The 19,644-nt window shown below is 68.6% G+C and carries 24 protein-coding genes and 1 pseudogene; 21 read left to right on the plus strand and 4 right to left on the minus strand.

All coding sequences use genetic code 11. The annotated features are described in order from the left end of the window. Positions 1–379 precede the first annotated feature (379 nt). Genes ACGF2V_RS26310 through ACGF2V_RS26320 form a run of 3 tightly spaced genes read left to right on the plus strand, consistent with a single transcriptional unit; the run spans position 380 to position 2,336 of the window. Complete coding sequence (locus ACGF2V_RS26310; RefSeq protein ID WP_392913273.1) at positions 380–1,363, plus strand: sugar kinase; 984 nt, start codon at positions 380–382, stop codon at positions 1,361–1,363. Further along, positions 1,360–1,581, plus strand: coding sequence for a hypothetical protein (locus tag ACGF2V_RS26315; protein WP_362709585.1), 222 nt, complete (start codon positions 1,360–1,362; stop codon positions 1,579–1,581). The genes ACGF2V_RS26310 and ACGF2V_RS26315 overlap by 4 nt, the downstream gene beginning before the upstream one ends. Beyond that, the gene (locus ACGF2V_RS26320; protein WP_362709588.1) at positions 1,578–2,336 is read left to right on the plus strand and encodes an IclR family transcriptional regulator; all 759 of its coding nucleotides are present in this window, start codon (positions 1,578–1,580) and stop codon (positions 2,334–2,336) included. The genes ACGF2V_RS26315 and ACGF2V_RS26320 overlap by 4 nt, the downstream gene beginning before the upstream one ends. A 44-nt stretch (positions 2,337–2,380) precedes the next feature. Here the strand turns inward: ACGF2V_RS26320 and ACGF2V_RS26325 are convergent. Then, positions 2,381–2,562, minus strand: a pseudogene (locus tag ACGF2V_RS26325) (chitinase); the annotation flags it as partial. Between the two features lie 595 nt (positions 2,563–3,157). Here ACGF2V_RS26325 and ACGF2V_RS26330 point away from each other — a divergent pair. The 14 genes from ACGF2V_RS26330 (at position 3,158) to ACGF2V_RS26395 (ending at position 15,275) form a co-directional block, all read left to right on the plus strand. Continuing rightward, on the plus strand, positions 3,158–4,024 hold the full coding sequence (locus ACGF2V_RS26330; protein ID WP_362628452.1) for a hypothetical protein: 867 nt from the start codon (positions 3,158–3,160) through the stop codon (positions 4,022–4,024). Positions 4,025–4,097: 73 nt separating this feature from the next. Further along, on the plus strand, positions 4,098–4,805 hold the full coding sequence (gene cpaB, locus ACGF2V_RS26335) for a Flp pilus assembly protein CpaB (protein WP_362628454.1): 708 nt from the start codon (positions 4,098–4,100) through the stop codon (positions 4,803–4,805). 7 nt (positions 4,806–4,812) lie between these two features. Next, on the plus strand, positions 4,813–6,117 hold the full coding sequence (locus ACGF2V_RS26340; RefSeq protein WP_362628457.1) for an AAA family ATPase: 1,305 nt from the start codon (positions 4,813–4,815) through the stop codon (positions 6,115–6,117). A gap of 3 nt (positions 6,118–6,120) precedes the next feature. Next, positions 6,121–6,624 carry a pilus assembly protein gene (locus ACGF2V_RS26345; protein ID WP_362709591.1) on the plus strand — a complete coding sequence of 168 codons (504 nt, stop codon included), beginning with the start codon at positions 6,121–6,123 and terminating at the stop codon, positions 6,622–6,624. A 33-nt stretch (positions 6,625–6,657) separates the two neighbouring features. Further along, positions 6,658–7,026: a TadE/TadG family type IV pilus assembly protein gene (locus tag ACGF2V_RS26350; protein ID WP_362628462.1), complete on the plus strand. Its 369-nt coding sequence runs from the start codon at positions 6,658–6,660 to the stop codon at positions 7,024–7,026. Positions 7,027–7,093: 67 nt separating this feature from the next. Next, positions 7,094–8,431, plus strand: a complete 1,338-nt coding sequence (locus ACGF2V_RS26355) for a CpaF family protein (RefSeq protein WP_362628464.1) — start codon at positions 7,094–7,096, stop codon at positions 8,429–8,431. Between the two features lie 10 nt (positions 8,432–8,441). Continuing rightward, positions 8,442–9,380 carry a type II secretion system F family protein gene (locus ACGF2V_RS26360; RefSeq protein ID WP_362709594.1) on the plus strand — a complete coding sequence of 313 codons (939 nt, stop codon included), beginning with the start codon at positions 8,442–8,444 and terminating at the stop codon, positions 9,378–9,380. A 14-nt stretch (positions 9,381–9,394) separates the two neighbouring features. Then, positions 9,395–10,285, plus strand: coding sequence for a DUF5936 domain-containing protein (locus ACGF2V_RS26365; protein WP_362709596.1), 891 nt, complete (start codon positions 9,395–9,397; stop codon positions 10,283–10,285). Between the two features lie 48 nt (positions 10,286–10,333). Then, positions 10,334–11,728: a histidine kinase gene (locus ACGF2V_RS26370; protein ID WP_362709599.1), complete on the plus strand. Its 1,395-nt coding sequence runs from the start codon at positions 10,334–10,336 to the stop codon at positions 11,726–11,728. A 21-nt stretch (positions 11,729–11,749) separates the two neighbouring features. After that, a complete protein-coding gene (locus ACGF2V_RS26375) occupies positions 11,750–12,865 on the plus strand; it encodes a response regulator transcription factor (RefSeq protein ID WP_362709602.1) in 1,116 nt (371 codons plus the stop codon). 254 nt (positions 12,866–13,119) lie between these two features. Continuing rightward, a complete protein-coding gene (locus ACGF2V_RS26380; RefSeq protein ID WP_148838940.1) occupies positions 13,120–13,353 on the plus strand; it encodes a hypothetical protein in 234 nt (77 codons plus the stop codon). Further along, positions 13,350–13,961, plus strand: a complete 612-nt coding sequence (locus ACGF2V_RS26385; protein WP_362709606.1) for a pilus assembly protein TadG-related protein — start codon at positions 13,350–13,352, stop codon at positions 13,959–13,961. Before ACGF2V_RS26380 ends, ACGF2V_RS26385 begins: the two co-directional genes overlap by 4 nt. Before the next feature lie 31 nt (positions 13,962–13,992). Beyond that, positions 13,993–14,616: a hypothetical protein gene (locus ACGF2V_RS26390; RefSeq protein ID WP_362709608.1), complete on the plus strand. Its 624-nt coding sequence runs from the start codon at positions 13,993–13,995 to the stop codon at positions 14,614–14,616. A gap of 44 nt (positions 14,617–14,660) precedes the next feature. Continuing rightward, entirely contained in the window at positions 14,661–15,275 is a 615-nt protein-coding gene (locus ACGF2V_RS26395; RefSeq protein ID WP_362709611.1) for an OmpA family protein, read from the plus strand. Positions 15,276–15,339: 64 nt separating this feature from the next. Here the strand turns inward: ACGF2V_RS26395 and ACGF2V_RS26400 are convergent, their stop codons facing one another. Together ACGF2V_RS26400 and ACGF2V_RS26405 are read right to left on the minus strand one after the other, a co-directional pair. After that, positions 15,340–15,531, minus strand: a complete 192-nt coding sequence (locus tag ACGF2V_RS26400) for a hypothetical protein (RefSeq protein ID WP_362709614.1) — start codon at positions 15,529–15,531, stop codon at positions 15,340–15,342. Positions 15,532–15,541: 10 nt separating this feature from the next. Next, positions 15,542–16,393, minus strand: a complete 852-nt coding sequence (locus ACGF2V_RS26405; protein ID WP_362709616.1) for a DUF5753 domain-containing protein — start codon at positions 16,391–16,393, stop codon at positions 15,542–15,544. 474 nt (positions 16,394–16,867) lie between these two features. Between ACGF2V_RS26405 and ACGF2V_RS26410 the strand changes: the two genes are divergently transcribed. From ACGF2V_RS26410 to ACGF2V_RS26425, 4 genes are all read left to right on the plus strand, one after another. Further along, positions 16,868–17,254 (plus strand): ATP-binding protein, encoded by a 387-nt coding sequence (locus ACGF2V_RS26410; protein WP_362709618.1) that lies wholly within the window; start codon positions 16,868–16,870, stop codon positions 17,252–17,254. Between the two features lie 388 nt (positions 17,255–17,642). Then, positions 17,643–17,924 carry a hypothetical protein gene (locus ACGF2V_RS26415; protein ID WP_362709621.1) on the plus strand — a complete coding sequence of 94 codons (282 nt, stop codon included), beginning with the start codon at positions 17,643–17,645 and terminating at the stop codon, positions 17,922–17,924. A 12-nt stretch (positions 17,925–17,936) separates the two neighbouring features. Then, positions 17,937–18,548 carry a hypothetical protein gene (locus tag ACGF2V_RS26420; RefSeq protein WP_362709623.1) on the plus strand — a complete coding sequence of 204 codons (612 nt, stop codon included), beginning with the start codon at positions 17,937–17,939 and terminating at the stop codon, positions 18,546–18,548. A 21-nt stretch (positions 18,549–18,569) separates the two neighbouring features. After that, the gene (locus ACGF2V_RS26425; protein ID WP_362709625.1) at positions 18,570–19,427 is read left to right on the plus strand and encodes a histidine kinase; all 858 of its coding nucleotides are present in this window, start codon (positions 18,570–18,572) and stop codon (positions 19,425–19,427) included. Between the two features lie 9 nt (positions 19,428–19,436). Here the strand turns inward: ACGF2V_RS26425 and ACGF2V_RS26430 are convergent. Further along, positions 19,437–19,644 (minus strand): Scr1 family TA system antitoxin-like transcriptional regulator (locus ACGF2V_RS26430; protein WP_362628503.1); only part of this gene is annotated, 208 nt, incomplete at its 5' end.

Here is a 19,644-nt window from a genome sequence, read left to right on the forward strand (position 1 = left end):
ATCGCTTGTCGGTGTCTAGCATCCGAGCCGATACCGGGTCAATGACAGCACGGCTCCGGGCGTCGGCGGGACCCGGTACCACCCTCCGGGATCCATCGCCCGGGCCGCCCACCGGCTCCCACCGCGCCCCGAACGACGAACGAACCCACCGGACCCACCGAACCGAATACGCGAGGAGCCCCGAGTGCCCGCCACCCCGGCCTGTACCGCCGACACCGGCTCCGTCACGTCCGCCGACGCGTCTGCCGGCACTCGCACGTCCGCCGACGCGTCTGCCGGTATTCGCACGTCCGCCGACGCGAGTGTCGGCACCCGCACGCGCTCCGGCGGGCCCGACGATTCCCTCCCGCCCGCCGATGTCGTGTGCCTCGGCGAGTCCATGGTGACGTTCCTGCCGTCGCGGCCCGGTCGCCTTGCCGACGTGCCCTCCTTCGGCCGCGGCATCGGTGGCGCCGAGTCCAACGTCGCCTGCGCGCTCGCCGCGGCCGGCCACCGGGCGGCCTGGGTCAGCAGGGTCGGCGCGGACGGGTTCGGGGACCACCTCGTCGAGGCCGTCGCGGGGTACGGGGTCGACACCTCCGCCGTGCGGCGCGACCCGTCGCGGCCCACCGGTATCTACTTCCGTACGGCGACGGACCGGGGCACGGACGTGCACGAGGTCGCCTACTACCGGGCCGGTTCCGCCGCCTCCGCGATGTCCCCGGACAACGTTCCCTACGAGGCGCTGTTCGCGGCCCGCGTCCTGCATCTGTCCGGCATCACGGCGGCGCTCTCCGCCGACTGCCTGGCCCTGCTCCGCGACCTGACCTCGCCCCGCCCCGGCCGCCCGCCGGTCTCCTTCGACGTCAACCACCGGCCGGGCCTGTGGCGCGACGCCGCCGCGGGCCCCGGAGTGCTGCTGGAACTGGCGCGCGGCTGCGACCTGGTCTTCGTCGGCGAGGACGAGGCGGAGGAGGCGTGGGGCGTGAAGGGGGCCGGGGCGATCCGCGCCGCGCTACCGGAGCCGGCGTTCCTGGTCGTGAAGCGCGGGGCCGAGGGGGCCACGGTCTTCTCCCGCACCGGAGGGGCGGACACCGTCACGAGCGTTCCCGCCCTCAGCGTCGACGTCGTCGCCCCCGTCGGTGCCGGTGACGCCTTCGCCGCGGGGTTCCTCTCCGCCACCCTGCGGGGCCTGGGCGTACGCGACCGGGTGCGGCACGGCCACCTCATGGCCGCCGCTGTGCTCACCGTCCCCGGTGACCTCACCGCCCCGCCGTCCCGCGTTCGCGCCGACGCCCTCGCCGCACTGGACGACGGCGCCTGGGGGAGACTTCGTCTCGGCCCCGGGTGGACGGGGGAGGAGCAGGAGGTACGTACGACGTGAGCGACCGCGACCAGCGAACGGGCGGGACGCACGCCCCGGGCGAACACCCTGCCGCACACCCGGCCGGGCCTCCGGCCGAGGGCGGCAACGGGGGCGAGGGCGTCCACCATGCCGGGCACCGCGACGACGGCGGGGACGGCGGGGGCAGCCGGAGCACGAAGGGCCACCGGACCGTCGACGGCCGCGAGAGCCTTGGGACCAGTGAGGAACGCGCATGAGCCAGACCGTCGACCGCGCGCTGAGCATCCTGCCGCTGCTCGCCCAGGGGCCCGCCGACCTCGGACAGGTGGCCGAGCGGCTCGGCGTCCACAAGTCCACCGCGCTGCGCCTGCTCCGTACGCTCCACGAACACGGCCTCGTCCACCGCCAGCAGGACCAGCGCTACCGCCTCGGCGCCCGCCTCTTCGCCCTCGCGCAGGAGGCCGTCGAGAACCTTGACGTACGCGAGATCGCCCACCCCCACCTCGTCGAACTCAACGAGAGCTGCGGCCACACCGTGCACCTCGCGGTGTACGAGGAGAACGAGGTCCTCTACATCGACAAGGTCGAGAGCCGTTACCCGGTCCGCATGTACTCCCGGATCGGCAAGCCCGTCGCGATCACCGTCGCCGCCGTGGCGAAACTGCTCCTCGCCGACCTTCCCGAACCCGAGCGGCGCGCCGTCGCCGAGAAGCTCGACTACCCCGCGTACACGGCCCGTTCGACTCCGAACGCCGGTGCCTTCCTCAAGGAACTCGCCGTCGTCCGCGAACAGGGCTGGGCCACCGACCTCGGCGGCCATGAGGAGTCCATCAACTGCGTCGCCGCCCCCGTCCGGGGCGCGGACGGACGCGTCGTCGCCGCGATGTCGGTCTCCGCGCCCAACGTCGTCGTCACGGCCGAGGAACTCCTCGCCCAACTCCCGCTGGTGCGCCGCACTGCCGACGCCATCAGCCGGGACTACTCCGGCACCAACGGACCCGCGAGAGCCTGACCAGCCACGACCGGGAAGACCGCCCAAACGGGTGTCGGGGCGGGGGCGTCGACGGTGGTGGCCACCGCGTTCGACCAGGCGTTGCCCGACGTGGCGGCCCAGTTGGCCGACCAGGTCATCGCGCCGCGGATACCCGGTACTTCGTCGGCGGCTTGAAGCTGCCGCAGCCGCAGTTGGTGCCGGAGGTCAGGCAGTCCGGGGCCGCGTTCACGACCGACGGCGGCACCGGCGAGGTGGTCTCCTCGCCCGTGCACGGCGGCTCCGGCGCCCTCAAGGCCGCCCCTGCCGGGCAGACCGCCAGCAGCGACGGCGGTTCGGGGAGTCTGTCGGCCCGACGGATTCCCAGGCGCCTCGCCGGTCGTTCGCGAACGCCCCGTGAACGCCTCGCGAACCCTTCACGATCACCCCTGGCCCTCCATGAATTGACGTTTTGTTGACTACCTTCCGTGCCGGGTGTGTGACGTGGTCCGGGTGCTCGGACAGTGACCGTCCGGCTGTCGCCGGGGCGCCGGGTGCCAGGTTCCGCTTCCGGCCTGACGTGCGGAGACGAAGAGGAGGTCGCGGTGCGCCGGGAGGTGGACTCGTAACACTCCGCAGTGGTACAGGAGTTAACCATTTTCGATTTGGCCCGATTTGACGCCGCGGTGTTGGCGTGGCGTCTGCCTCGCGTTGTCGTACTGGCCTTCAGAAAGTGTTCTCTGCCAGGTAAGACGTGGATAAAGTGCTGAGGCAGAGTGCGGGTCAGAAGTAATTGCGGCCGACGTCATGACCGATGTTTGGCCGGAGTTGAAACGGGGAACGGTGTGCCGACCGCAATAGCAGTGACAAGTGCTGATCTGGTGCTGCCTCCGACCGATCAGCAGACTCCGACCGCCGCCCTGTTGCAGGCTCCGGATGCCCAGGCGCTGGAAATGGCGATCGGGGACATGCATGTGCTGCTGGAGCAGCACGGCTACGTCGTCGCGGTCTACCCGAGTAGCATCGCTCCCGCTCATGAACGTCGGCTATACTCCGTGCGTTCCGTGCTGGAGAGCGATCGCATCGCTCTGCTCAAGGTGGACCTTCCTCCGCTGGGTGTTGCCGTACTCGTGCGGCAGTTGCGCCAGTTGTCCATCTGCGACTTCAGCCCCGGAGTGGTCGCCTCCGCCGCCCGGCTGCTGTCCCACTACATCCACGCGGGCGCGCTGCTGCACTCCGTCACCAAGTTCGACCGGGTGCCGGTCGACCTCCGTACCCATGCCAAGTCCTGGGTGCCCGGCTCCCAGTTCGCGGTGGTCGCGAGTCCGGCACCGCAGCTCGTCACGATCGGCCCGAAGGCGGAACCGCCGACCGGCCCGGAATTTCCCACCGAACTGATGACCGCCAAGGGGCAGTCGCAGTCCGAGTGGGTAAAACAGACTCTCGCGCCCGCGTGGCAGGTCCAGACTATTCACGAGGTCGCACTTCCCTCCGGCTCCCCGGGCTGGTGGGGAACCGGAAAGCTGGTGGAATTCGCCGCCTACCTGCCAGACATCTCCGTCCTGTACCAACTGGTGTGCTCCGTGCGTCGGGAGATCTGCCACTGGTGCCGAATGGAACTCATAGGGGACCTCTGCGGGTTCTGCTCCTCGCCGCTGCCCGCGGCCGAGAACCGAATGCACCACGCCGGTGTCCTCAGCCACGGAGCGCCCGCACCACCCCGGTCGTAGCGTTCCGCTTTCCTCCGCAGACGCCCTCCTGTCCGCTGCCCACGCATCCGAATCGAACGAGGTTGTCCGGCCCATGAACTCCCGCCAGCGCCGCGGCGTGATACTCCTGCTCCTGTCGGTTCTGTGCGCCTTCGGCGCCTTCGCCGGCGTGCTCTCGGTGATCAGCGACGTCAACTCCAAGGTGGGTCCTGAGGTTTCGGCCTACCAGCTGAAGTCCGACATCGCCCCCTACACCGCCCTGTCGTCCGGGCAGTTCGAGAAGATCTCGATGCCCAAGCGCTGGCTCTCCACGAACGCCGTGACCGATCTCTCCGAAGTGAACGGCAAGATCGCCGTCACCCAGCTGCGCAAGGGCTCGCTGCTCCAGTCCGACATGATGCAGAAGCGCCCCGAACTCCAGCCCGGAGAGCAGGAGATCGCCATCATGATCGACGCCGCGACCGGTGTCGCGGGCAAGATCACGCCCGGTGCCACCGTCAACATCTACGCCACGTTCGCCGGTGAGCGCGACGGCGACCCCTCCACGTCGAAGGTCATCGTCTCCAACGCCAAGGTGCTGGACGTCGGCAAGCTGACGGCCCTGGAGCCGAGCCGCGACGGCAAGTCCAACATGGGCACCGAGGCCGTCCCGATCACCTTCGCCCTGAACACGCTCGACACCCAGCGCATCGCCTACGCCGAGTCCTTCGCGCAGCACGTGCGCCTCGCGCTCCTGGCCTCCGGAAGCGACAGCACCATCCGTCCGGGCGACCGCACCTACACGCTCGACAAGGACAAGTGAGGATCGGATGACCACGAGGATCCTCCCGGCCGTCGGTGACGTCGACGCGGCCAGGTCCGTCACCACCCTGCTCAGCCAGCTCCCCGACGCCGAACCGGCCGCCCCGGTCGGCGACTCGACGCAGCTCATCGACACCCTCGCCCGGCTGGCCGGAGAGTCGCTCGACGAACTGCCCGAGGTCGTGCTGGTCCACGAGCGGATCGGTCCGGTGCCGGCACTGGAACTGATCCGGGAGGTCTCGCTGCGCTTCCCCGCGATCGGGGTCGTGCTGATCACCGCCGACGTCACCCCCGGCCTGTTCTCGTCCGCGATGGAATCGGGTGCGCGAGGCGTCGTCACCCTGCCCCTGAGCTACGAGGAACTCGTCAACCGCGTCCAGTCCGCCGCCCAGTGGTCCGCAGGCGTCCGCCGCCACCTGAGCACCGGCGCCGAGGTCTTCACCGGCCCCGGCGGTACCGTCATCACGGTCAGCGGCGCCAAGGGCGGTGTCGGAACCACCGTCGCCGCCGTACAACTCGCCCTCGCGGCCCAGGCGTCCGGGCGCAACGTCGCCCTGGTCGACATGGACCTCCAGGCGGGCGACATCGGCTCGTACCTCGACGTGCAGTTCCGGCGGTCCGTCGTCGACCTCTCCACGATCACCGACATCACGCCGCGCGTCCTGTCCGACGTCGTCTTCACCCACGGCACCGGAGTGTCCCTGCTCCTGGCGCCGGGCGAGGGCGAGAGCGCCGAGGAGGTCAGCGACCGCTCGGCCCGGCAGATCGTCAGCGCGCTGCGCACGCGCTTCGAGGTCGTGGTGATCGACTGCGGCAGCCAGTTGCAGGGCGCGAACGCGGCGGCCATCGAGATGGCCGACACGGCCCTGCTGGTCACCACCCCCGACGTCATCGCGGTGCGCGGCGCCAAGCGCCTCGTACGAATGTGGGACCGGCTCCAGATCCGCAAGGCGGAGGAGACGGTCACCCTCGTCAACCGTTTCACCCGCAACACCGAGATCCAGCCGCCCCTCGTCGAGAAGATCACCGGAACGCGGATGGCCGAGACGGCCATTCCCGCGAACTTCAAGGAACTCCAGGCCGTCGTCGACGCCGGCCGGCTCCACGAACTCGACTCCAAGAGCACGGTCAAACAGGCCCTCTGGGCCCTTGCGGGCGAGCTCGGCATCGTCAAGGTTCCTGAGAAGGCGGAGAGGAACGGCGCGAGGAGCGGCGCGAAGTTCAAGAACGACCGAGGCTCGATCGGCCGCCCACGCGTCGGCCGACGCGACGGCGACTCCCGGAACCGGGCGACGACCAAGGGGGCAAGTTGACCAATGGCACTCACCGAGACGACAGACATGGAGATACCGGGAAGGCATCGCGGTGATCCTCCCCGGCTGGGCGCCCACGGGGGTTCCCGGGCGCGCGGCCGGGCGCGTGGGCGGCTGCGGCTGCGTGAGCGGATGTCCGGGTACGAGCGCGACCGCGGCCAGACCGCGATCGAGGGCCTGGGCATGACCCCGCTGATCATCCTCCTGGGGATCGCGCTCTGGCAGTGCGCCCTGATCGGTTACACCTTCTCCCTCGCGGGCAACGCCGCCGACCAGGCGGCGCACCAGGGCGCCATCACGGAGGGGATCCGCGGACTGGAATGCCGGGAAGCGGCCCGGAAGAACCTCCCGGACGCCTGGGAGAAGTCGATGAGGACGACGTGCAGGCGGAACTCGTCGGGCATGTACACGGCCCAGGTCAAGCTCAAGGTGCCGGTGCTGGCGCCCGGCGTGCTCAACTGGCCGTTCACTGTCACAGGCCGCGGCGCGTACCCGGTGGAGGGCTGAGCGATGAATCCGCGCACACCCGGCCGCACGGCCGTGAGCACCACTGGAGCCGCCCGCCGCGACCGCGGGCAGGTCGCCATCGAATACCTGGGTTTCCTGCCCCTGCTGCTTCTGGTCGGCCTCCTCGCGATCCAGACCGGCATCGCCGCGTACGCCGCCAACCAGGCGGGCACCGGGGCCCGTGCGGGGGCCCGTTCGGCCAGCATGTCCATGGGCGGCTGCGACGAGGGAGCGGCCAGGGACGCGATGAGCGGCTGGACCGCCGACCGGGCCGAATTCGTCCCGGAAGGCTCCTCCTTCGACGAGGTCACCTGCACGGTCAGGGTCGAGGTGCCCGACATCATCCCCGGCGTCAACATCTGGGGCAAGGCCGAACGCAGCTCCACGATGCCCCGCACCTGACCCCGGGCCGTACGGCACGGCTGTCCCGTAGGCGGTTCAACAAGCAAGTCGGAACGAGGAGTGAGCAATGAGTCTGCGGGCACGCATGAACGCCCCCGAGAAAAACAGCGGAGGGCGGGAGGACAGCCACATGGTGGCGGCCTACCGTGCCAAGCTGCTCGAAGAGATCGACCTGGCCGAGATGTCCTCGCTCGCCGCCGCAGACCGGCGGGCGAGGCTGGAGCGCGTCCTCAGCCACATCATCAGCCGCGAGGGGCCGGTCCTCTCGACCGTCGAACGCACCCAGCTGATCCGCCGGGTCGTCGACGAGGCGCTCGGCCTCGGCATCCTCGAACCGCTCCTGGAGGACGCGTCCATCACCGAGATCATGGTGAACGGACCGGACCAGATCTTCGTCGAGCGCAGCGGCAAGGTCGAACAGCTTCCGATGCGCTTCAGCTCGCACGAGCAGCTGATGCAGACCATCGAGCGCATCGTGTCGACCGTCAACCGTCGTGTCGACGAGTCGAACCCCATGGTTGACGCGCGTCTACCCAGTGGCGAGCGAGTCAACGTGATCATCCCGCCGCTGTCGCTGACCGGCGCGACGCTCACCATCCGACGCTTCCCCAGGGCCTTCACGCTCCAGGAGATGATCAGCATCGGCTCGCTCGACGAGCAGATGCTGGTCCTGCTGTCCGGTTTCGTCCAGGCCAAGCTCAACGTCATCGTCTCCGGCGCCACCGGTACCGGCAAGACGACCCTGCTCAACGCGCTCTCGGGCCTCATCCCGAACAGCGAGCGCATCGTCACCATCGAGGACTCCGCCGAACTCCAGCTCCAGCAGAACCATGTGATCCGGCTGGAGTCCCGCCCGGCGAACGTCGAGGGCAAGGGCCAGATCACCATCCGCGACCTGGTCCGCAACTCCCTGCGTATGCGCCCCGACCGCATCGTCGTCGGTGAGGTCCGCGGCGGCGAGTCGCTCGACATGCTCCAGGCCATGTCGACCGGTCACGACGGTTCGCTCGCCACCGTCCACGCCAACAACGCCGAGGACGCGCTGATGCGCCTGCAGACCCTGGCGTCGATGTCCGAGATCGATGTCCCGTTCGAGGCGCTGCACGACCAGATCAACAGCGCCGTCGACGTCATCGTCCAGCTCACCAGGCACGCCGACGGTTCCCGAAAGATCACCGAGATCGCCGTCCTGGACTCGCACGGCCGCGACCCGTACCGCATCGTGTCCGTCGCGCGCTTCAACGCTCGGCCGATGGACGCCGACGGGCGGATCAACGGCGAGTTCCAGTACCTCCCGATCCCGCGCAGGATCGCCCAGCGCCTCTACATGGCCAGCCAGCCCGTCCCGCAGGCCTTCGGGGTCGCCGATTCCGCCGAACAGCTCGCCACCCGAGAGGCCAACTAGGTACCGAGCCATGACCAATCTCCCTCTTCTCACGATCGGCGTCACCCTGCTGGCCGGTGTCACGGGTGTCGCCGGTCTGCACGCCTACTCCGGCGGCAAGGCCGACAGCGACGCCCTGGTGGACCGGCTCTCGCGCACCGGCCCCGCCACGGAGGGCGGGCGCCACCGCCGCTTCCGGGCCCTCGACAGTCGGCTGCGCAAGACCGCCCTCGGCGAGAAGCTCGAACTGAAGCTGGCCGCCACCGGCCTGGAGATCACCCCCGGCGAGTTCTTCGTCTACGCGATCCTCGCCATGGCCGGGCTCTGGTTGATCGCCTCATCCATGCTCGCCAGCTTCTTCGGCCCGGTCGCCGCCCTCATCGGCCTCTGGGGCACCAACGCCTTCCTGAACTGGCAGCGGGCCAAGCGCACCGAACGCTTCATCAACCAGCTCCCCGAGCTCGCCCGCATCCTCGCCAACGCCACCCAGGCCGGCCTCGCGCTGCGCACGTCCATCGGCATGGCCGCCGACGAGATGGAGAACCCGGCGGGCGAGGAACTGGCGAGGGTCGCCCGCCGTCTCGCGGTCGGTGAACCCCTTGAGGACGCGCTGAGCGAGATGACCGACCGGCTGCCTTCCCGCGAACTCGTCGTCCTCGTCACCACCCTCGTCCTGTCCAACCGGGCCGGCGGTACGGTCGTCAGCTCCCTGCGCAACCTCACCGAGACACTGGAGGAGCGCAAGGAGACCCGGCGCGAGGTCAAGACCCAGCTGTCGCAGGTGACGGTCACCGCCTACGCCGTCCCGATATTCGGCCTCGGCGCCATGCTCCTGATGAACGCGGTGATGCCCGGCGCGCTCGACCGCATGACCGGCGCCTTCATCGGCCAGGCCGCGGTGGTCGTCTCCATCGCCCTGTACACGATCGGATTCATCGTGATCCGCCGCATGTCCCGGATCGACGTCTGATGGGTGGAGCGTATATGGACCTGCTGCTCGCCGGCCTGTTGGGCCTCGCGGTGTACGGCATCTTCGCCGGCATCCGCATGTACCGGCGCGACGCGGAGCTTCCCGGTGACCTCGCGATCGCCCTGGAGGTCGGCTCCACCCGCACCAGTGCCGTCGGCTCCGGCATCGACCGGCTCGGCATGCGCTGGGCCCCCGCGGTGCTGCGGATGATGGGCCCCAAGGCCGTCAACAAGAAGCGCCGCCAGATCGACCTCGCAGGCAACCCGGGCGGTCTGACCATCGACCGCTACGCCGCCCGCCGCGCCGTCTACGGCGGCCTCGGCGCGTTCGGTGCCCTCACCATGCTCATGCGTGGCCAGCTCTTCCTGGCCCTGGTGCTGATCGCCTTCGGCCTGTTCTGGGTCGAGGTCGGCATCTGGTCCGCGGTGCGCGTACGCCGTGACCACATCGACCGCACCCTGCCCGACTTCCTCGACGTACTGGCTGTCGTGGTCTCGGCCGGCCTCGGCTTCCGCCAGGCGCTGGCCCGCGTCGCAGAGAAGTACGAGGGCCCCTGGGCCGACGAACTCAGCATCACCCTGCGCCAGATGGACATGGGTGTCAGCCGCCGCGAGGCATTCGACCAACTCCGCAAGCGCAACGACTCGGAGCAGGTCGCCATGTTCGTGACGACGCTCCAGCAGGGTGAGGAACTCGGTGCCCCGATCGTCGAAACCCTGATCCAGATCGCCAACGACATGCGGCGCACCGACGCCCAGAACGCGCGCCGGAAGGCCGCCAGGGCCGTCCCCAAGGCGACCTTCGCGGTTACCACGTTCCTCCTTCCCGGAACGCTGGTGCTGCTGACGGTGGGTTTCGTCTACGGAGCCAACATCGATTTCGGCTTCCTCACCGGCGGCGGATGACATGAACGGTCGGGCGGTGGCCGGGCGGCCGGAGGGAGGTGAGGGCACATGGCGTTCCAACTCGGCGGCGCTCAGAGCGGACCGGACGCAGAGGTGCGTCAGGCGATAGCCGATCCCGGCTCGAGCCCGGCGTTCGCGATCCAACTCAACGCGCTCCAGGCGATGTGCCGACAGGTCTTCGGCTTCCGGCTCGCGATGATCGCCATGGCCACACCATTTGCGATCGCCCACACCGCGGCCGGCCCGGCCTCCTGGCTGATCGGCTCGGCCATCCTCGTCACGTTCATGGGCTCCTACGTCCTGTTCCGTGACTGGGAGCGCTTCGGCCCCGTCCTGCTGCGCCACCCCTGGCTGCTCGGCATCGACACCTTCTTCGGCGCCCTGCTGCTGGTGACGGCCACACCCGAATCCACGCTCGCCTACGTCACCGTGTGCACCCCGCTGCTCGCGGGTCTCGTCTCCGGCTGGCGAGGGGCGGCGGTCTTCGCCGCGCTCCAGACCGTCATCGTCCTGGGCCTGTACGCCACCAACCACAAACTGCATCCCGCCGATGCCACGGCAGTCCTCCTCCCCGGCTTCTGCGTGATCGCGGGCGCCCTCGGTGTCGCTTTGCGTAATCTGCTCCTCCGCTTCGGAACGGCCAGCCAGGCCCTGACCGAGACCCGGGCCCGCCTCGCGGTGAGCGAGGCCGTGGAGGGCGAGCGCACCCGCCTCGCCCGCGAGATGCACGACTCGGTCGCCAAGACCCTCCACGGCCTGGCCCTGGCCGCCGACGGCCTGGCCGGATCCTCCGACCGCATGGACCCGTCCACCATCAAGCACCAGGCCGAGCTGGTCGCCCGCGCCGCCCGGCGCGCCGCCGCCGAATCCCGGGAGCTCCTCTCCGACCTGCGCCGCGAGTCCGGACTCGACGGAGGCGTGGACGTCGTACGCGAACTCCAGGCCCGTGCCGAGGACTTCAGCCGCCGTCATGGCCTCACGGCCACCTTCCGTCTGTACAACAACATCCCCGTGCCGAAGGTCCCCCAGGCAGTCGCGCGCCACCTGCTCACCATCGCCTCCGAGGCGATGGAGAACGCCCACCGCCACGCCTGTCCCACTTACCTCATCGTGCTCGCGGGCGTGAAGGGAGACGTCCTGCGCGTCAGCGTGTACGACGACGGCCGCGGCCTGGCCCCGGGCATCACGCTCGACGGCCTGCGGCACGCCGGCCACTTCGGCCTCGTCGGCATGGTCGAACGCGCCGCGTCCATCGGCGCCCGCATACGCATAGGAAAAGGCCAGGCGGCCAAAGGCACCGAGGTCCGCCTGGAACTCCCGATCGCCGCTCTCAGCACCACGACGGAAAGCGAAGCAACCCGAATGGCGCTCCGAACGACCGGCCACTTAGCCCGAACAGCGATCCGACCGAACCAATCGAAAACCACCCTTACTCCCCCATAAAAATTTGAGAGGAGGTCGCAGATGCCGGACGACGTCTCCCGCGCGTCGGACCAGGACTGGGCGGCACGGAACCGGGCCTCCCAGCACACGTCCCCGCATGTCACCCCGCTCACCTCGGATACCGGTGCCCAAGCGTTCCCGGTCCCGGTCCCCGCACCCGTCACCCAGCAGTCCGCGGCATCCGAGTCCCTGCCCCCCTTCCCCGCGCCCCCGGCCCCGCCGGCCGCCGGTGCCCTGCGGGTCGTCGTCGCCGACGACAACCCCGTGGTACGGGCCGGCCTGGGCGTCCTGCTGTCCGGCCGGGACGACATCGACGTCGTCGCCGAGGCCGTGGACGGGCGGCAGGCATACGACATGGCCGTACGGCACAGGCCGGACGTCGTCCTGCTCGACGTGCGGATGCCCGGCGTCGACGGCATATCCGCGCTGCCGCACCTCGTGCAGGTAGCACCGGTCATGATGCTGACCTACAGCCGTGAGAACGAGATCGTCCACGAGGCGCTGCGCCTGGGCGCGAGCGGCTATCTGGTCCACGGCGAATTCACGGCCGACCAACTGGTGCAGGCCGTGCGCGACACGAAGAACGGTCGCGCCCACTTCACCGCCACCGCAGCCAACGCCCTCCTCGCCCACATGCGCCAGGGCCCGGGACCGCAGGGACGGCCACTTCCAGAAGGGCTCGGAACGGCCCTGACCACGGGTGTTCCGTACCAGGGCATCAGAGCCGACGGTCACACCCCAGGCCCCGCGAAGCACCTCGATGCGCCTGCACACGTGCCGAAGACCGAACCTGCCCCACCTGCGACGCGAGGAGTTCGACCGTCGCAGGGTCTTTCGCATCTGCAACCGATTGTGGCACAGTCTTCCGTAACCGGGGGATCGAGCGCACCCCTCAACAAGCAGCAGTACGGGCTGAGTTCACGGGAGGTGGAGGTCATGGAGCTGATCGCGTCGGGCATGAGCAATCAGCAGATCGCCGCCACCTGCTTCATCAGCGAGAAGACGGTCAAGAACCACATCAATCGCATCTTCACCAAATTGCACAGCGCAAGCCGCAGCGAGGCCATTGCCCGCTGGCTCGGCACGGCACCCGCCACGGTGCCCGGGGCGCGTGGATCCGGTGGTCGCCGTGGCTGATCGTGCGAGCGTGAACGGCAACCGGATCGCCGGTGTACGTGCGGGGGGCGGGGCCCAGCACGCGCCGGCCGAGACCCAACTGACGCTTTGGGCCCGGGAATGGGCCCTGGGGCCCTCCGGCGGGCAGGGTGAGCCGCCATATGTTTCTCATGTCGCCGGCGGCTCCGGCCAGGAGGAAGCCGGATCCGCGGGCGACGCCCACGAAACGTGCGAGTCGGCCGTCCGTCGGTCGGCCGAACCCGGAGGGGAACCCCATGTCGAACATCACCCTGAAGACCGCCGTCCGCGTCAACGGCTGGGCCAACACGGCGGTCAGCGCCATCCAGAAGCGCTACGAGGCCAAGGACCGCGGCCAGACGGCGTTCGAGTACCTGGGCATCATCCTGGTGGTCGTGGCGATCATCGGCGCGATCATGGCCACCGGTATCGGTGGCGCGATCTCGAGCCGGATCTCCGGCCTGGTGGACTCCATCACTGCGGGCTCGTGATCGGTAGAAAACGCCGCGATGCAGGGCAGGTTTTCCCCATCTACATGATGATGGTGGCATTCCTGCTCTTGCTCGCGTTTGCCTTCTTCGCTGTTGGCAAGGCTGCGGCTTTGCGTAATGAGGCCCAAGGCGCGGCGGATGCCGCCGCGCTGGCTGCTGCCCAGAAGACCCGTGAGGACTTTGAAGCACCCTTCCTCGCCTCGCTGCCCGAAGACGTGTTGGACCTCTTCTTGCAGAACCACATGGTCACCGGTTGCCCTGCCGCTCACAGCATGGCTTCTGCGAACAACGCTCGGGTTGTCGATGGCGGTTGCACCTGGTCGCACAGCGGATATCGCGACAGGATCACGGTCGAGGTCGAGGGGCGCAAAGCTGTGGACTCGTCCGTACTGGAAGGTTCGGAGGAAACCAAGGCGAAAGCCGAGGCCACCGCCATCGTGGAGTTTCGCTGCTCATGGAGGTCCGTGGATCTCAATGACGACAGCATCCGGGACATCTTCTTCTTCACGTGCAAGGGTGGCGAGTTCCTCGAAATCCGGCCGAGCAGTCCGCCCCCGTGGGACCGGGTGAGCAAGATCCTCTTTGACGTGCGTTTGGTCGAAAACTGACAGCGAACGAAGAGTAAAGGAATCAGAATCCATGAGCATTCGGTGCTCCACCAGGTCCCGAAGAGCAGCGGCAGCCGTCTCGCTGACGGCCGCTCTGGCTCTTGCCGTGGCCGGTTGCGGTTCGGACGACGGCGGGAAGTCGGAGAACACCGGCTCGCAGTCGTCCGCCGCACCTTCCGCGTCCACTGGCTCGTCCGATGGGGACAAGGCCGCCAAGCAGGAAGACACGGCGGCTGATGAAAACGTGGACCCGAATGTGAAACTCGCCCAGGTCAATGGTCGAGATGGGCTGACTCTGGTTGTCAACGAGGTGAAACGGGACACCGGCGGTTTCGTCACCGTCAGCGGCGTGATCAAGAATGACGGAGATGGTATTCGCAGCGGCGGCCAGTGGGCGGGCAACGAGAGTCTCATGGTGGCCAAGAACCCGAACTCCGTAGCGGGCGCGACACTTGTGGACAAGATCGGCAAGAAGCGCTACTACGTCCTGCGGGACACGGAAAGCCGGTGCCTCTGCACCACGGGGCTGACGGCAATTCAGCCGGGCAAGTCGGTCTCTGTCTTCATGCAGTTCCCGGCTCCGCCGGAAACCACCACTGAAGTCGACTTCACGCTTCCGACGTTCGCCACTGCCTCGCTGAAGATTTCTGGGTGATGGCCGATATGACCCACACCCTGACACGCCGAGGTCGAACGCGGATGGCGGGCCATGTCGTCGCGATCGCGTTGCTCACGGCGAGTTCCATGGTCCTGGGGGCGTCGAACGCGGTCGCCGATGACGTCCCCACCGTGCCGCCCGGCATGGAGGCCAATTCCGTGCCTCCCGTCAACGTCGACCCCAACGACACCGACCTGAAGATGCCCGAGGGCGGCACGCTCGCACCCGCGAAGGTCCTCGACATCGTCCAGGTGATCGAGGACGAGGGCGGCGAGGAACGGCGCGAGGACAGCAACGCGAACGTCAAGTTCGCGCTCCAGGCCGAGGTCCTCTTCGGCAAGGACAGCGCGAAGCTGAGTTCCGCGGCCCACTCCCGTATCGCGGCCATCGCGGCCGAGATCAAGAAGCAGAACGCCACGAAGGTGCGGGTGTTCGGCTTCACCGACAACCTCGGTTCGGCGGCCCACGGTGACGTGCTGTCCAAGCAGCGCGCCAACGCGGTGCAGTCGGTGCTGGTCAAGGATCTGGGCTCGACCGTCACCTTCGATATCCGGGGATACGGCGAGCAGTATCCGGTCGCGAGCAACAGCACGGAGGAAGGCCGCAAGAAGAACCGTCGCGTGGAGGTCTCCTTCCCGCGCGGTACGTCTTCCTGAGCGGCTGCGTCTGTGCGAGGGCCCGGTCCCGCGAGTACGTCTCGTGGTGCCGGGCCCTTGTCGTTCACAGCAGGTGGTCCGCCTTGCCGGCCTTGATGTCGCGGATCATCTGTTGAAGTGCTTCGCGGCTGTCGGTGAGAAAGTGTTCCTCAGCGCCTGTGACAGCGATGTAGCTGTTGCCCTGGTCGTCGGTTCCGAAGCGGTAGCAGTTGTTGCCTTCGCCGCAGTAAGGCTCTTCCCAGAAGATGTCGTGCATGCTGAACCCCTCAGAGTTGGCGTGAGACAGCGTGAATGAAGTCCCTGGACTCGGCGGAGGGCAGTGACGCGTGCTCCATCCAGTCGAGGTGAGCGCGGTACTTGCCCAACTGCGCCTCGGCGTGCATGAACTCGGGACCGTGGGCTGAGTCGAGTTGCACGGTGTCGAGCTGAGGCACAGCGCCGTGGGCGTAGAGAAGTGCGTGCCCGGCTCCGGGGAAGGCCCCTCGCTCGACAGGGATCACCCGGAGTTCGATGTGCTTGCGTTCTGACATTTCGCACAGGTGCAGTAGTTGGTCCCGCATGATGTCGCGACCTCCGAATTGCATGCGCAGGGCGGCCTCGTGCACGTAGCCCACGTAGTCGACGGGCGAGTCGCGGTCCAGCACCTGCTGCCTTTCCAACCGGTGAGCCACTCGCAACTCGATCTCCAGGCGGGATAGTTCCGGCAGCACCGCCCCGAACACCGCGCGGGCGTATCCATCGGTGTGAAGCAGGCCCGGGAGGTGGACGGTCTGCGCCGTACGGATTCGGGTGGCGTGCCATTCGAGTTCGGCGATGTCGAGCAACCCCGACGGCAGTGTGCCGCGGTACTGATCCCACCATCCACGTTCGCGTTGCTCGGCCATTTTCACCAGCGCTTCGATGTAAAGCCGGTCGGCGCAGGCGTAGTTGCTGGCCAGCGTGCGGATGCGTTCGGGGGCGATCGGGCGGACGCCGACTTCCATGTTGGAGATCTTCGTACGGTCGATGCCCAGCAGGCCGGCCGCGTAGGCGGTGGTCGCTTCGGCAGCGACGCGCATCTTGCGCAGTTCGGCACCGAGCCGCTTCTGGCGTTCTGTCGGAGTGGAACTGCTCGGCATGACTCCCTCTTCCACGGGCTGTGGGCACAGTCTGCCGTCGCACAGGACTCCGGTCCAACACGATGGAGGCAATTGCCTCTGCTGTTGAGGCACTAGTGCCAGGTTTGCACTACCTTGGGTCACGCACCGCTCACGCAGCGACGCCGAGCCGGAAGCGCATCACGTGGCCCTGCCCGCAGCCTCCTCCCCTGGAGGGGGCGGGGTCGCGTCAGGGGGACAGGCCACCGCTCGTCGACAACGCGAGAGCCACTCGTGCGCGTCCGCGCCCAAGAGAGAAGCCGTCAACTCGCCGGTCCGATCGAGGAGTTCTTCATGCAATCATCTCCGTTCACCCCTCTGTGCCCGGCTGCCGCCGACGCGGGTACGCCAGGGCCGTATCCGTGTCCTCCCTCGTCTCCCGGCGTGCGTGCGGTCGCGCAGGAGCCCTCGAGCCCCTCTCTGCGCTCCAAGGGGCGGTCCGGGCGCGGGTTCGCGATGAGTTTCACGCTCCCCGGTGACGTCCGCAGCGCCTTCGTCAGCCGTACGGCGGTCAGCGCCGGCCTGGTGGGGCACGGGCTGGCCCCGTACGTCTGGCCGACCGTGCACGTGGTGTCCGAGCTGGTCGCGGTGGCGGTCAGGATGAGTCCGCGCAAGGAGGTCTACGTATCCGTCCGCCATCGTGACGACGCGCTGCGCATCGTCGTGTGGGACCAGCATCCGCACCACGCCGACCCGGACATGGCCGTGCTCTGCGAGGCGCGTCGCAGGCGGGAGCTCTGGCTGTTGGAGGCCGTCGTGGACGACTGGGGTGGGGAGTGGGGCGCCTGTGACGACCCCTCGCCGCATCGTGGAACCAAGTCGTGGGTTCAGTTGCCCCGCTGAGGTCGCCCGCCGAACAGATCGGTCAGTGTCCTGAGCGAGGCCGCAGCGGTGGTCGTCCGTGCCCGCGCCGGTCGCACGCACGCGGCGCCGGCGCCTTCATCAACAACCGCATGGCCGGGGCCGCGCCCGGAAGCCTGTTGAGCACGGCTCCTCCCGGTATGGTCAACGCCATCACCGGGTCCGACGAAGCTGCCATGTTCGGCGGGTTCGTGCGGAACGGCGCCTTCTTCATGCCGCTATCGGCGGAGGCCAACCTCGTCAAGGTCGCGCAGAACGGCGCCTCGCGAACGCCGCGAAGGCCGCCGGATGGATCCGGGGCGCGGGTGTCGTCGGCGGTGTCGCGGCGACCGCCTACGGTGTGGCGAACCTGGCCACGTATGACGCGGACATGGTTAAGGCCAATCCCTCGAAGTTCGCCACCGACCTCAGCGGAACGGCGTTCAGCGCGTCGATGACCGCGCTGACCGTGGCGCCCAACCCGGTCACGGCCGGTCTGGCAATCGGCACAGGCGTGGTGTACGCCGGCTGCCTGATCTGGGACAACCACGAGGCCATCGGCGACGGCATCGAGAAGGCCGCGGACTGGGTCGGCGACAAGGCCTCGGACATCGGGGACGGTATCGCCGACGGGGCGAAGAAGCTGGGCAGCGCCCTCAACCCGTTCGACTAGCGAGGGAAAGACATGCACACGACCATCAGCCCGTTCACGCTCGCATACTGGAAGGAGAAACAGCCCCACGGGCGCACGAAGTTCGGCTGGCAGGGCACTTCTCCGGAGCTCGGCGACATCCGCGTGGCGTGCCCGGCGGGTCGGGACATGCCGAACGTGATCGTCACGGATGTGCGCGGTGGTCTGATCCCCACGGCCACGTTCGAGACGCGCGGTGCGCACACGGACGTCGTGTCGATGCCGACTTTGAACCGCGCGACGCTTCGGGTGGGCGACGGGCTCGTGCGGATGAGCCGGAACCGGTGGGCGCCGACGCACCGCGGGCGCTCACTGCACATGACGTATCTGGGCGACACGTACACGCTCACGGCGATCAACCGCCGGGCGTACAAGCTGTCCCGGCAGCCCGACGCGGAAGATTCCGGTGCCGTCATCACGGTGCGGCAGTCGGGCGTCGGAAGCGGCAGGAAGGTAACCGTGCAGGCGGCGGGCCGGGTCCTGCCCGCCGATGTCTCCCTCGCGGCTCTCTTCACCGGAGTCGACCGGTCCGTGCTCACGCGGCGCGGCGCGGTGCGAGCGGGCTTTTCGAGGATCTTCAACTTCTGGGCCGAGTCCCATACCTGAGCGACTACCAAGTGAGTGTGTATGCCTTCGTTCGATATTTCCCGCTCCCGCTTCCGGCTGGCCGACGAGCATGTGATCGTGCTCTCCGAGCTGGCGGCAGGGGGCGAGGTGCCCGACGAGTTCACGGCGGCCAGGAAGGAGCTGCTGGACTGCGGTCTGATTGATGAGGACGGGAAGCTGTCCCCTCTGCTGCTGCCGCTGATGAAGACGGTCCTCAACTCGGGGGTGGTCATCTCGTTGGAGGCCGCCGGCCGGCAGGGCAAGCTGCACCACGGCATGCTCATCGGTGAGGAGCACGTCGTCGCGCACGAGTCCTGGCTGGGCGTGTCCGAGGCCGAGTACTCCTGCGTCGAGCCGAAGATGCTGGTCTGGAAGCTCGCCGACATGGTCAACCTCAAGCAGCCCTCGGTCGACCGGGACACGGCTCTCTCCGTCGTCGAGACGACCATCGGCACCGTCGAGGCGGGGCTCGCGGTCCTGGAAGGCGAGCGGCTCGTCCGGTCCGCCGACGACGAGCGCGAGGTGATCCGCCGGGGCCTCGCGACGGGCGGCAGCCTCCGCGAGCCAGCGCTGACGCTCGTCGCCGACCTGATCTCCGAGCTCCGGTCGAGCTGGCGCCTGACCTCGGCCTGGCAGGCTCACCACGAGGGCCAGGACGGTGTGGAGGCGCGCGGCTTCGCCGTCTGGGACTGCGGCCCCCTCGGCTACTGGCTGCGGGAGCTGCCCACCGAGCCTGTGCCCGCGGAGCGGATCACCCCGGCGAGCGCCTTCAGGCTCGTCCGCGTGGACGCCAAGACGATCTGGACGCGGATCACCAGCCTCCTGCCCGACGAGGGCGAACTCCGGCATGACGCGGCTCGCCGGCCGCGCCAAGGCTAGCGTGCTGCCCTACGCGCCTGCGTCGAAGGGGATGACCCGCAGTGTGATGTGAGGTTTTTCGATGACGGCGAGCAGGTGGTGAAGCTGAGCGCGGGCCACTTTGCGACTACCGAACTGCATGCTTGACATCCTCGCCCCCGTGAAGGAGGGCGATTCCCGTCTACCGCGCCGTTGAAGGCTGCGGTGTCGGGTGGGTTCCCGCTTCGCTGCGCGGTGC

The organism is Streptomyces sp. NPDC047982 (assembly GCF_043204165.1).
In the GTDB taxonomy this organism is placed as follows: Bacteria; Actinomycetota; Actinomycetes; order Streptomycetales; family Streptomycetaceae; genus Streptomyces.